General features: G+C 67.3%; 14 protein-coding genes. 8 read left to right on the forward strand and 6 right to left on the reverse strand.

What is annotated here, in order from left to right; genetic code table 11:
• Positions 1-29: 29 nt before the first annotated feature.
• The gene (locus J2751_RS02365; RefSeq protein WP_209482863.1) at positions 30-761 is read right to left on the reverse strand and encodes a DUF5781 family protein; all 732 of its coding nucleotides are present in this window, start codon (positions 759-761) and stop codon (positions 30-32) included.
• 62 nt (positions 762-823) lie between these two features.
• On the opposite strand from J2751_RS02365, the gene J2751_RS02370 reads away from it, so the two are divergent.
• Positions 824-1,843: a WD40/YVTN/BNR-like repeat-containing protein gene (locus J2751_RS02370; RefSeq protein ID WP_209482864.1), complete on the forward strand. Its 1,020-nt coding sequence runs from the start codon at positions 824-826 to the stop codon at positions 1,841-1,843.
• 31 nt (positions 1,844-1,874) lie between these two features.
• Here J2751_RS02370 and J2751_RS02375 read toward each other — a convergent pair whose 3' ends face one another.
• Both J2751_RS02375 and J2751_RS02380 read right to left on the reverse strand, forming a co-directional pair.
• Positions 1,875-2,582 carry a queuosine precursor transporter gene (locus tag J2751_RS02375; protein ID WP_209482865.1) on the reverse strand — a complete coding sequence of 236 codons (708 nt, stop codon included), beginning with the start codon at positions 2,580-2,582 and terminating at the stop codon, positions 1,875-1,877.
• On the reverse strand, positions 2,575-2,799 hold the full coding sequence (locus J2751_RS02380) for a ribbon-helix-helix domain-containing protein (RefSeq protein WP_209482866.1): 225 nt from the start codon (positions 2,797-2,799) through the stop codon (positions 2,575-2,577). Before J2751_RS02380 ends, J2751_RS02375 begins: the two co-directional genes overlap by 8 nt.
• A gap of 251 nt (positions 2,800-3,050) precedes the next feature.
• On the opposite strand from J2751_RS02380, the gene J2751_RS02385 reads away from it, so the two are divergent.
• The 3 genes from J2751_RS02385 to J2751_RS02395 all read left to right on the forward strand — a co-directional run bounded on the left by J2751_RS02385 (position 3,051) and on the right by J2751_RS02395 (position 5,585).
• Positions 3,051-3,641 carry a 50S ribosomal protein L15e gene (locus tag J2751_RS02385; RefSeq protein WP_209482867.1) on the forward strand — a complete coding sequence of 197 codons (591 nt, stop codon included), beginning with the start codon at positions 3,051-3,053 and terminating at the stop codon, positions 3,639-3,641.
• A 272-nt stretch (positions 3,642-3,913) separates the two neighbouring features.
• On the forward strand, positions 3,914-4,510 hold the full coding sequence (locus tag J2751_RS02390; RefSeq protein ID WP_209482868.1) for a DUF6149 family protein: 597 nt from the start codon (positions 3,914-3,916) through the stop codon (positions 4,508-4,510).
• Positions 4,511-4,550: 40 nt separating this feature from the next.
• Positions 4,551-5,585 (forward strand): AI-2E family transporter, encoded by a 1,035-nt coding sequence (locus J2751_RS02395; protein WP_209482869.1) that lies wholly within the window; start codon positions 4,551-4,553, stop codon positions 5,583-5,585.
• Between the two features lie 55 nt (positions 5,586-5,640).
• Here J2751_RS02395 and J2751_RS02400 read toward each other — a convergent pair whose 3' ends face one another.
• Positions 5,641-7,005, reverse strand: a complete 1,365-nt coding sequence (locus tag J2751_RS02400; protein WP_209482870.1) for an FAD-dependent oxidoreductase — start codon at positions 7,003-7,005, stop codon at positions 5,641-5,643.
• A gap of 85 nt (positions 7,006-7,090) precedes the next feature.
• On the opposite strand from J2751_RS02400, the gene J2751_RS02405 reads away from it, so the two are divergent.
• Positions 7,091-7,225 (forward strand): twin-arginine translocation signal domain-containing protein, encoded by a 135-nt coding sequence (locus J2751_RS02405; RefSeq protein ID WP_245202549.1) that lies wholly within the window; start codon positions 7,091-7,093, stop codon positions 7,223-7,225.
• Between the two features lie 16 nt (positions 7,226-7,241).
• Here J2751_RS02405 and J2751_RS02410 read toward each other — a convergent pair whose 3' ends face one another.
• Entirely contained in the window at positions 7,242-7,919 is a 678-nt protein-coding gene (locus J2751_RS02410; protein WP_209482871.1) for a GNAT family N-acetyltransferase, read from the reverse strand.
• Positions 7,920-8,012: 93 nt separating this feature from the next.
• Between J2751_RS02410 and J2751_RS02415 the strand changes: the two genes are divergently transcribed.
• A complete protein-coding gene (locus tag J2751_RS02415; RefSeq protein WP_209482872.1) occupies positions 8,013-8,600 on the forward strand; it encodes a class I SAM-dependent methyltransferase in 588 nt (195 codons plus the stop codon).
• A 47-nt stretch (positions 8,601-8,647) separates the two neighbouring features.
• Here J2751_RS02415 and J2751_RS02420 read toward each other — a convergent pair whose 3' ends face one another.
• Positions 8,648-10,066, reverse strand: coding sequence for an ATP-binding protein (locus J2751_RS02420; protein WP_209482873.1), 1,419 nt, complete (start codon positions 10,064-10,066; stop codon positions 8,648-8,650).
• A gap of 124 nt (positions 10,067-10,190) precedes the next feature.
• On the opposite strand from J2751_RS02420, the gene J2751_RS02425 reads away from it, so the two are divergent.
• Together J2751_RS02425 and J2751_RS02430 are read left to right on the forward strand one after the other, a co-directional pair.
• A complete protein-coding gene (locus tag J2751_RS02425) occupies positions 10,191-10,787 on the forward strand; it encodes an NUDIX hydrolase (RefSeq protein ID WP_209482874.1) in 597 nt (198 codons plus the stop codon).
• 84 nt (positions 10,788-10,871) lie between these two features.
• Positions 10,872-11,627, forward strand: coding sequence for a DUF2064 domain-containing protein (locus J2751_RS02430; protein ID WP_209482875.1), 756 nt, complete (start codon positions 10,872-10,874; stop codon positions 11,625-11,627).
• Positions 11,628-11,866 lie beyond the last annotated feature (239 nt).

Below are 11,866 nucleotides of genomic sequence, written 5' to 3' on the forward strand. Positions count from 1 at the left end.
TCGGGAGGGGAACTCGTCCCGTGTTCGACTCAGACCGCGTACGCGCGAGCCGCCGCCACGAGCGCCTTGCGGTAGTCACTCTCGGAGGGGTCCGGCCCGAGGGCTAGGAACCGCCGTTTGAACCCGTCGACGTCGATCTCCTCCGCGTCGCTTTCGGCGGCGCGGGCGAGGTCGTACAGCCGGTGTGAGGGGTCCACGAGGCCGTGACGTTCGACCAGCGCGAGCGCGAACGCCGCGTTCACGGCGGTGATATCCGGGTCAGCACCCGCGGTCACCGGGGGCGACCCGGCGCGGTCGGGGTCGGGTCGGTCGGCGATCGCACTCGCGAGCGTCGATTCGAGGAAGCCGACCAGTTTGTCCGACGGCGCGACCGAGAGTGTGATGTCGTCGGCGTAGATGTCCTTCATGTGGTTCGCGATCTGGTAACAGTGAGCGAGTTTTCGGCGCTCGACCTCCTCACCGGCGAGACCGAGATACAGTGCCTCCTCCGTGGACTGGAGGTGTGAGGCGTGGCCCTCCTCGTAGCGGGCCATATGCGACAGCTCGTGAACGGCGAGTTCGCGGGCCATCGCGCTCGTGGCGGCCCGCCGCGAGACGTTCAACACGTGGTGGTCGTCGTAGTGAGCGGCCCACGTTCGCTCGTCGGGGTCGTCTCGAACCGTGACGCGGACGGGTGCGTCCAGCGAGAACTCGGTTTCGAACAGGTCGGCAGCGCCGAGAAACGGGTCGGGGGGGACGTCCCCCTGTACGCGAAGGTCCATGCGTATCAGTATCACGGTATGAGGGGCTAAGTCTCTTGCGCCCGCCCGTCCAAGCCGGGGCCATGCCGGTCTACGCAGCGTACGACGACGGCCTCCGTGTCATCGATCCGGACGCGAAACGCGTCGAGACGCGGTTAGACGGACGCCGAGTCGAGTGTCTGGCGGTCGACGATCGCGTTCCCGACCGAGTGCTCGCGGGGACGTCGGACGGACTGTTCCTGTCCGACGATCACGGGGAACCGTTCGAGCGAGTCGCGACGGACGTGCTCGCGCCCGACGAGAACGAGCTCGACGCCGTCACCGCGCTCGCCGTGAGCCCGGACGACCCCGAGACGGTGCTGGTCGGGACGGAGCCCTCGTGGATCTACCGGTCGACCGATGGCGGTCGGAACGCCGAGCGAACGTCCGGACTACAGGGAGTTCCGTCGGCCGACGAGTGGTCGTTCCCGCCGCGGCCCGACACGCATCACGTCAGGTGGATCGCGATCCACCCCACCGATCCGGACCGGTGGTACGTCGGGATCGAGGCGGGCGCGCTCGTCGTCACTCCCGATGGCGGAGAGACGTGGATCGACCGCCCCGACGGCTCCCGTCTGGACACCCATGCCATCGCAACACATCCGGCCGCGCCCGAGCGCGTGTACGTCGCGGCCGGCGACGGCTACGCCGAGAGCGACGACTGCGGCGAGCGGTTCGGGACTCCGAGCGCGGGGCTCGACCACGGCTACGTCTGGGGACTCGCGGTCGACCCCGGCGATCCCGACCGCGTCCTCGTCAGCGCCGCCAGCGGCGCGGGGGCGGCACACCGACGCGGGGAGGCCTACCTCTATCGAAAGGCGGAGTGGAGCGGTACAGGCGACCACTCCGGCGAACCCGTCTGGGAACGTCTCGACGACCGCGGGATTCCGACCGGAGAGGGAACCTACCGGGCGGTGCTCGCGGCGGGGACCGGGCCCGGAGCGATCTGGGCGCTCAACGACCAAGGCCTTTACCGGACGACGGGTGGTGGGGACCGGTTCGAACGGGTTGCGGTCGGTGACGCTCTCCCGGAGAAGGCCGCACGGGCACTAGCGGTCGTATGAGAAGTGGAGTCGAAACGACGCGCCGACCGGCTTACCGCCGAACCGCGCGGACGACGAGGTAGACGAACGGGGTGTCGACGACCGCGATCAGGAGTTTGAGGAGGTACTGACCGACGATCAGGAGCGCCGCCTCGCCGAGCGAGGTCGGCATGCCGATTCCGAGTACGGCGGGCGCGACGACGAACGCGACACCGACGAAAATGACGGTGTCGAGGATCTGGCTCGTTGCCGTCGACGCGAGGTTACGCAGCCAGAGCTTCCCCGGCCCGGTCCGGTCGCGGATCTCGTGGAACACGACCACGTCCCAGTTCTGGCTCACCACGTACGCCAGCAGGCTCCCGATCACGACGTTCGTCGCGGGGCCTAACGCGACCTCGAACGCCTCCGAGACCTCCGGGACGAGTCCGGGTGCGGCGAGCGTCGACCACACCAACCCGAGCACGACGAAGTTCATCGCGAACGCGACGTTGACGAGCACCTGCGCGGACCGCCGACCGTACAGCTCCGCATAACAGTCGGACGCGAAGAACGTGACGGCGTACGCGAGCGCGGCACCCGGCAGCAGAACCTCCGCACCGAGCGCCGGCAGCTCGAACGGGAGGGGGAGCGCCAGTATCTTCGCCGCCGTCACCTGTGACGTGGCGAGCGCGGTGACGAACAGCGCGGCCAGTCCGATCCGGGCGATCTCCGCACGCGACGTCGGGTCCGCGGGGCCGAGGTCCTCGACTACCTCAGACATTCGAGTCCCCGTTCGTCTCGTCTCCGTCGTGGGCGGCGGCGTCCGCGTTTCCTTCCAGCCGACCGTGACGCTCGTCGATCTCGTCGAGCAGGTCGAGCGTCTTGCGGATCGACGCCCGTACCGCGTCGCTTCGGTTCACGAACTTTCCGTCGTCGCCGACGTGTTCGTCGAGATCCTCCAGTAGCTCCCCCGGAATCTCGACGCTTATCTTGGGCATACTCAGCGATTATTGAGGTATTATTAAACGGTGGCGGGTCGCAGGCGGCGTGTGAGGAGTAGTCACGGAACGCGTGGAACGAAGCGTTTAACATCGATGGTCGGGAAGACAGCATAACTCGCTGGTACGGACGTCCAGCGGGCACTCGCCGCCGGGTTTCGAGCTCGGTCCATCGTGGGCTCCTCGTTGCCCGGGACGAGACGAAATGTGGCCGCCTCGCGGCTGAATCGCAAGCGTCCGTGGACGACACAATGGCACGAAGCTTCTACTCGCACATCAAGGACGCATGGCAGTCCCCCAAAGAGGGGAAACTCGCGGAACTCCAGTGGCAGCGCAAACAGGAGTGGCGCGATCAGGGGGCCATCGAACGCATCGAGCGCCCCACCCGACTCGACAAGGCCCGTGAGCTCGGCTACAAGGCCAAGCAGGGCGTCATCGTCGCCCGCGTGAGCGTCCGGAAGGGCGGCTCGCGTAAGCAGCGCCACAAGGCCGGTCGACGCTCGAAGCGGCAGGGCGTCAACCGCCTCTCGCGACGCAAGTCGATCCAGCGCATCGCCGAGGAGCGCGCCTCTCGGAAGTATCGGAACCTGCGCGTGCTCAACTCCTACTGGGTCGGCGAGGACGGCTCCCAGAAGTGGCACGAAGTGATCCTGGTGGATCCGGCACACCCCGCCATCGAGAGCGACGACGACCTCAGTTGGATCTGCTCGGACGACCACAAGGGTCGCGCGTTCCGCGGACTCACCTCCGCCGGCACCAAAGGCCGCGGCCAGCGCAAACGCGGCAAGGGAACCGAGAAGACTCGTCCGTCGGTCACCGGCAACGACCGGCAGGGCAAGTAGCGCGCTTCCGGCCGCTTCGATTCCTTCCGTTTCCTCAGAAACCCCTCGCCAGCGACGCTACTCACTCATATATAACCCGACGGCCACGACGTATTGCGAGACGCACTTCCGACATCGCTCATCACCGGAGCGGGATCCGTCCGATACCGTTCGCGGAGTCGACTTGGCGAACCCGGGAACAGTTGAGTCGACCGGTCGAACCGAGTCACGGGTCCGCCGATCCACCGCGGAAAACGCCACAGATTCAAGGCCGTTCGGCACCGATCAGCAGTATGAAGATCCGGCAGAACATCCGCCATTGGGCCGCGAAGAAGGCGCTGACGACCCCGGTCGTCGGCGACGTCGCCAACGACAAACTCGTCGACATGCACACGAGCATCTTCCTCAACAAGGCCGACGAGGACCGCCGGGAGGAGCGACGGGAGCATCTCGACGACTTCTTCGACGCGACGATGGACACGTACGTCGCGGGTCTCGAAGCCGGCTTCGAGGAGGCGAAGGCCCGAGAGATCACCCACGTCCAGGCCAACTTCGACTTCTTCAACCACGGCTGGACGGAGATGATGGAGATCCCGGCCGACGAGTTGGAGGAGCACTACCGCCGGTACGAGTCCTTCTTCGTCGATCACGGAATCACCATCGACGATCCGCTTGGCGATTTCAGGCCGGCCGAGGGGATCGCGGACGCGCCGGCGACCCCCGAGCGGTTGGAGACGCCGGAGTACGAGAACGCGCTCGCCGGCTTCGCCGACGATGTCTACGTCGAGACCGACGAGGGAGAGACCGTCGTCGGCGGCGATACCGAGGAGCCGGAGAACGTGGACCCTGCGGCCGCACCCGGGCTCGACGAGGACGAAGCGAGCGCGTAGTGCCGTCCACTTTTATCTAGGCGCAGGTCGATCGGTCGGCATGAACCGCGGTCAGTCCTTTCTCCTTCTGTTGATCGCGCTCGTCGCCGTTCTCACGCTGGTCATCGTCTCGCCGTTCATCGAATACGTCATCGCCTCGGTGATACTCGCCTACGTGCTCTTTCCGTTCCACGAATTCCTCTCCGAGCGGCTTGCGCCGGTCGCCGAGGGGCGCAGCGCGCTGACGGTTCGCGCGACGGAGATGGCGTCCGCGGTGGCGCTCATCATCGGATCGATCGTGGCCGTGATCATCCCGTTCGTGTACATCTCGTTCGTGTTCGTACAGGATCTCACGGCGATTGCGGCCGGGGAAAGCGACATCGACGTCGTCGCGATCGAGGCCCGAATCGCCGAACTCACGGGTGAAGAGTTCGACATCGAAGGGTGGCTCGTGACGACCGGGGACGTGCTCCTTGATACGCTGTTCGGCGGGCTCGGCGGGATACTGACGAGCGCCCTTCGCGCGTCGCTCGGGTTGGCGCTCGCGCTCTTTTTACTGTACTACACGCTGATGGACGGCCCCCAGTTCGTCTCGTGGCTCAGATCGATGATACCGCTGCCGGCCGACGTCACCGACGACCTTCTCACGAAGGTCGACGCGACCACCCGCGGGGTCGTGATCGGACACATCTCCGTCGCGCTGTTACAGGCGCTCATCGCCGGCGCGGGGCTCTGGGTCGTCGGCATCCCCAACGTCGTCTTCTGGACGTTTGTGATGGCGATACTGGCGTTGCTGCCGCTCATCGGCGCGTTCCTCGTCTGGGGACCGGCGGCCGCGTATCTCGTCGTTATCGACGAGGTGACTGCGGGGATCCTGCTCGCCGTCTACGGCGTCGCCGTCGTCTCCATGGTCGACAACTACGCGCGTCCGCTCGTCATTGACCAACAGGCGCATCTGAACCCGGGCGTCATCCTCGTGGGCGTGTTCGGCGGGGTTTACTCGGTCGGCTTCACGGGGCTGTTCGTCGGCCCTATCGTCATCGGCGTCCTCGCCGCGACGCTGGAGACGTTCCGGGAGGACTACGACACCATGTGAACTACCCCACCCTACTCACCAGCTAGCAGCCTCGGGCGCGGTGGCCCGAGGCTGTTTACTCGGGGAGAACTGCCGCCGCGGCCGCGACCCCGGCCGCGATCCGCGCGCTCACGGCGGTCCCGAACCGGTCCACCGGGGTTCCGGGGCCGGCGTAGGCGACGCCCGGACCCCCGAAATCGCCGAGGTCGACGGGGATGGTCCGGGATCGGGAGGCTCCGGTCGCCGGAACGACGGCCGCCGCAGGGTCGCGCTCGACCCGTATCGACCGAACCGTGTCCTCGGAGAACCCCGGGAATCGGTCCGAAAGTGCGGTGAGCCACCGGTCTCGAAGCTGCTCGCCGTCGACGCGGTCGGGCACCACCCCGGAGCGCCCCCGTCCGACGAGGTACAACAGGTGTTCGTCGCCGTATCGGTCGGACGGGATCAGGTTCGTGTGCTCGATGACCGCATCGAAGGGAGCGTCGTCGACAGAGTCGTCGCTGGCGTCGAAGACGAGCCGCCATGCGTCCGTCAGCGACTCCTCGGCCGTCACGAGCGCGCAGGTCCCGGGGACCGCGTCGAGCTCCGTGTCGATGCCGGCCACACGTTCGAGATCGGTCGGATCCGTCGCGATGACGACTCCGTCCGTCTCGACGCGCCGGGCTCCGGAGTCGTCCTCGACGATGGCAGTTATGGACCGGTCCCTCTCGCCAGTCGAGGGCGAATCGTCAGTCGAGAGCGAATCGTCGGTCGAGGGCTCGACGTCGACGATCCGGGCGTTGTGGCGGATCACGTCGTCGCCGACCTGGTCGACGAGCGCGGCGACGAGCGTCCCGAGAGATCCGTCGAGATACCCGACCGACTCGCCACCGCGACCGTGGTCGGCTCGCGACTCTACCCACTCGTGGAGCCACGCCTCGGGTACCTCCTCGGCGTAGTCACCGAAACCGGCACGAACGAGCGGCTCGAACCAGTCGGCGTAGAGGTCAGCGCCGGCGCGTCCGGTGACGGCTGCCTCGACGGTCCGCCCCCCGCCAATCGGTGATCTCGAGGAGTCGTCGCTCTCATCGCTCGGTTCGGCGAGGGCGTGTTCGAGTCGACGAAGCCGGAGCGTGTTCCGGAGACCGAGCCCCGGATATGCTAACTGCTCCCAAGGAGCGTCGACGGGGTGGACGATCCCGTCGCGGTAGCGGGCCGTTCGGCCGCGACGACGGAAAAGACGATCCGCGACGCCGTGAGCGCTCAGTACCTCCCGTATCGACTCGTTCGAGCCGATGAGGTACTCGGGGAACCGTTCGACCGGGTCGCCGGCGGTGTCGTACGTCCGAGCGCGCCCTCCCACTTCGTCACCCGGTTCGAACACCCGAACCGGGTGACCGGCCGCCGTGATCCGGGCGGCCGCGACGAGTCCCGCGAGTCCGCCGCCGGCAACCGTGTACATACGGCTACGACGGGGCGACGTATTCAAGTGTGTTATGGCCCCGTTCACGTCGGCGTTTACGCCGATCCGACCCGTGGAGGGTCGCATGGGAACCGCGACCGCCGATCCGGGACCGCTCGACCGCCGTGACGCGCTCGCGATGGTCGCCGCCGCGATCGCCGTCAACGCGGTCGGGGCGCTCTGCGTCCCATTCACCGACGGGATATGGGCGCTGAATTGAGCGATATCCCTGCCGACTACCCGCGTTCGACGATCTCCGGCGGACCGACCCGTGATTTATGAACTGATTCGTCACCGCCCCCAGTATCCGCCCCGCTCTCGCCGCCCAGCCGGTCGTCGAGGAACCGGCGCTCGGCGTCGGACAACTCCTCGTCGCGGTCGCGGAAGGTACGGAGTCCCGATCGGTACCGCTCCGCGTCCCCATGCTCGTCGGCGGGGCGGGCGGCCGAACGCTCCAACTCCAGCTCCGCGATCCCTGTCGTCTCGCCGGTGTACGCGAAGCCACATTTATAAAGCGCCTCGTAGGCGAACGGGTTGTTCACGGCGATCCGGATCCGCTCGTAGCCCGCCGCCGCCAGCCACGCGACGGTTCGGGTTATCAGTCGAGGCCCGAGCCCCTCGCCGCGACGCGCGGCATGAACGGTGACGTACCGCAGCCGACAGCACTCGGGATCCGTCCGATCGGGCGAAAACGAGACGGCCGCGAGCACGTCGCGTGCGAACGCTTCGGGGTCGACCGACGCCGGCAGCGTCGTCTCCGGCGTCCACTCCGGGGCCGCCGGCGAACCGTCCTCGGTATATAACGCCGCCGTCCCGGGCGCGCCGATCACGAACTTGCCGGCGTACGCGAACGCCCGATAGTCCAGCCGGAGGGTCCCCCCTCCATCCGGCCTGCCGACGACGACGAACTCCATACCGTCGGTACGAACCGACGCGGTAAACCGTCTCGGTAGATCGCTCCGTCGATCGATCGGCGTTTATAAGCGATCGCGTCGCCCACTCCCGGTATGTACGGCGTGGGAGACGTTCGGTTCTTCGACCGGATCGCGCCCCTGTACGACCTCGTGATGCCGTCCGCGAGCGGTCCGGCGCTGGCCGCCGGGTTCGACCTCGCAGAGCGACCGATCGATCGGCTCCTCGACGTCGGCGGCGGGTCCGGTCGCGCGGCCGCAGCGCTCACGGGACCGGAGATCACCGTCGTCGACGTCTCGATGGGGATGCTCACCCGCGCGAGAGCGGGCCGCGGACTGTCGGCAGTGGCGGGCGACGCGGGGCGGTTGCCCTTCCGCGACGACGCCGCGGACGCCGTCGTCATCGTCGACGCGTTCCATCACCTCCCGGATCAAGGGGCGGCGCTCGCGGAGGTCGCTCGCGTGCTTGCACCCAGCGGCGTCCTCGTGATCCGTGAGTTCGACCCGACACACCCGCTCGGACGGGCGCTCGTCGCCGGCGAACACGCGATCGGAATGGGATCGCAGTTCCGCACTCCGGACGCGCTCGCGACCGACCTCGACGCGATCGGGTTCGACGCGAGCATCGTCGATCGCGGGTTCGGCTACACGGTCGCCGGCGTGCGGCGGGAGTCGGAGCCATAAAAACGGGAAAACCGGAGTGATACGAGCGAGAGGGCCGGAACGGTAGCTCAGTCCTGTGGGTGTGCGTGGTCGTGTGTGTCGTCGTCCCCGTGGTCGTGGCCCTCGCCGTGGTCGTGACCCGCGCCGTGGTCGTGACCCTCATCGTCGGTCTCGCCGAGTAGCTCCGCGCCCTCGCCGTCGATCATGTCCATGTTCTTCAGGTTGTCCCGCTCTTCGAAGTCTTCCACGGCCTCCATTACGTCCGCCTGCGTGATCGTCATCCGGTCTTCCGTGAGCGCGCCCAACACGGCCTCCCTGAGGACCATCCGGAGGTCAGAACCCGTGAGCCCAGAGGTTCTGTCGGCAACGACCTCGGGGTCGAAGTCCGCGATCTCCATCTCACGGGTGACGACCCGGAGGATGTCCGCGCGCATGTCCCGGTCGGGTTTGGGAAAGTTGACGATCTCGTCGAAGCGACGCCACGCCGCGGCGTCGAGCTGATCGGGGTGGTTCGTCGCGCCGATGAGGAGCACTTCGTCGCGGACTAACGACACTTCGTCGATGGATTTCAGCAGGGTGTTGACGGCGCGTTTCAGGGCGGCGTGTTCGTCCGACCGGCGGGTCTTCGCGACGGAGTCGAACTCGTCGATGAAGAGGATACACGGCGAAAGCCGCTTCGCGACCTCGAACGTCTTCTCGACATTTTTGGCCGTCTCGCCGAGGTACTGGCTCGTGATCATCGACATCTTTACCTCGACGAGCGGGACGCCGAGTTCGTGTGCAAGCGCCCGCGAGACGGTCGTCTTCCCGGTTCCGGGTGGCCCGACGAACAGCAGCTTGCCGATCTCGCGGAGCCCGATGCTCGCGAGGTACTCGCGGTGTTCGATCGCTTTGACGATCTTCTGGATCTCTCCCTCCTGGTCGCCCGTGAGGACGAGGTCCGCGAGCGTCGTCTCGATCTCCTCGGGCGCGCGGACGTTGACGAGATCGAGCATCTCCGCGTCGTCGTCCTCGTCGAAGTACTCCTCGAGGAGCGCGTCGATCCAGACCCGGTCGGCCTGTATGGGGCGGACGTTGTCGCGTGACTCCTCGTGGGATATCGGCGCCTCGACCTCTTCGGCCGCCGCGAGCGCCGCCACCAGCGTCGGGTTCGAGCCGATCCGCTTGTCGTTCGCGTGGTCGCGGTACCACTCCAGTCCCATCTCCGGCTGGGTAACGGTGATCTCGCCGGAGAACTCCGTATGCTGGGTGAAAAGCAGGTCGGAGACGGCTTCCCACGGACGTTCGACGCCGGTCGCCGTCCGCGTGCTTTCGTCCGTCGCCGTCAGCGGCCGCTCGACGCCGCCAGGAGCGTCCTCCGTGGCGTCGTCCGACCAGAAGACCTGCCGGAAGCGCGGGGGCAGGTCGTTCTCGTCGAGGTCGCGGTTCTCGGTATAGAAGTGTGTCGTCAACACGAACTCGACAACGTCGAGCGCCGGGTCACTCATCCCCGTGAGATACCTGCGGCAGCCGTTTAAGCGCGTCGAACCGCTCCGAAGCGCTGTGGACCGAGCGGACCGTCGGTGGCGGCGTATCGAACAGTTATTAGTGCTGGTGAGAGACGTTGGCGATATGAGCTCAGAGGACGCCGGGAGCGCGGATCCGGACGAGGGCGTCGACGGTGTTGACATCGACCACGAAAACGCCGCACAGGACGTCATCGCCGTCGATCCCGACGACGTCGAACAGGGACCTGTCAACCGTCTCGACGCCCACACGGGCGACGGAATACGGCACCGAGCGTTCACCTGTCTCGTCTTCGACGCCGACGGGCGGATCCTGCTCGCACAGCGCGCCCCGAACAAGCGCCTGTGGGACGGCCACTGGGACGGAACCGTCGCGTCCCACCCTGTCGAGGGGCAATCTCAGGAGGATGCGACCGAGCAGCGCCTCGAAGAGGAGTTGGGGATCACGCCCGACCAGTACGACGACCTCCGCGTCACCGATCGCTTCGAGTACAAGCGCTACTACCCCAACGAGGGCGTCGAGTGGGAGGTCTGTGCCGTGCTGAAAGTCACGCTGGAGGACACGACGCTCGACCCCGACGACGAGGAGATCGGGGGCCGTCTGTGGGTCGACTACGACCATCTCCACGAGAACCCCGCGTTGTACCGGCAGCTCCGGCTGTGCCCGTGGTTCGAGATCGCGATGCGGCGCGACTTCTCCTGAGGGCGGCGACCGGTCCCGACGCACCTGCCGCGTCCGCCGGATCGAAACCACGGGTTGAAGACCGTGCCGCGATTCCGTTCGCACATGACCGTCGTCGCCGTGTTGGCGAACCCGCCCCGCGAGGGGCTCGTCGCGACCGGGCTCGCGGAGTCGACGCCGCTGTCGACCGCCGAGGCCGCAGACCTGTACGAGGCCGCCTTTCGAGACATCGTTCTCGCGGTCGACCGCTCCGGCGGCGAACTGCTCGTCAACTACCCTGACGAGGAGTCGATCCCCGAAGCCCACCGAACCGACACGCCGCCGGAGGCGGCGCTCCGCGCGCTCGTCGCGGACACGCTCGGCGGGACCGAGGACGCCCGCTTCGAGCGACAGGTCGGGTCGTCGTTCGGCGCGCGCGCCGGCAACACCGTCACCCACCTGCTCCGCGAGGAGGGGGCCGACTCGGTCGCCGTCGTCACTCCGAGCACGGCGATGCTCTCGCGGACGCTGATCGACTCCGCGGCGATGAAACTCCGGACCAACGGGGTCGTCATCGGCCCGTCGACGCGCGGTCGGGTCCATTACGTGGGCTTCACCGAGCCGATCGACTTCGAGGGCGCGTTCGAGGGGCTCGCGCTGCCAACGCTTGCGAACCGCGGTCGCGACGCCGGACTCGATGTCGAGTTCGTCGAGAGTCTCCCCTCACTGGAGACGCGTGAGGACCTGATCGACACGATCCCGCTGTTGCGCGCGCGCTTTGCTGCCGAGCGGATCGTCCCCGACTACACCGCCGCGTTCGTCCACGAACACGGACTGGATGTGGTCGACGAGGACGGTAAAAAGCGGATCGTTCGGGACTGAAACGCCCGAAACGAGCGATATCGGAACGCCTTCCACTCGACGAGGGGTTCGTGAGTATTTATAAGTGGCATCATCGTCCTGAACGGGTGGTTTATAAACGGAGTAGGAGACTTCCGACCAGTCTGCTCGGCGCGCGCGAGAAACGCGCGCGAGGGAGTCGGGGCCCCCCCCCCCCCGCGGCCGCGGGGGGCGCCCCCGCGGGGGGGGGGGGGGGTGGGGTGGGGGGGGGGGGGGGCGCA

This window comes from Halorubrum alkaliphilum (assembly GCF_017873815.1).
Taxonomy (GTDB): domain Archaea; phylum Halobacteriota; class Halobacteria; order Halobacteriales; family Haloferacaceae; genus Halorubrum; species Halorubrum alkaliphilum.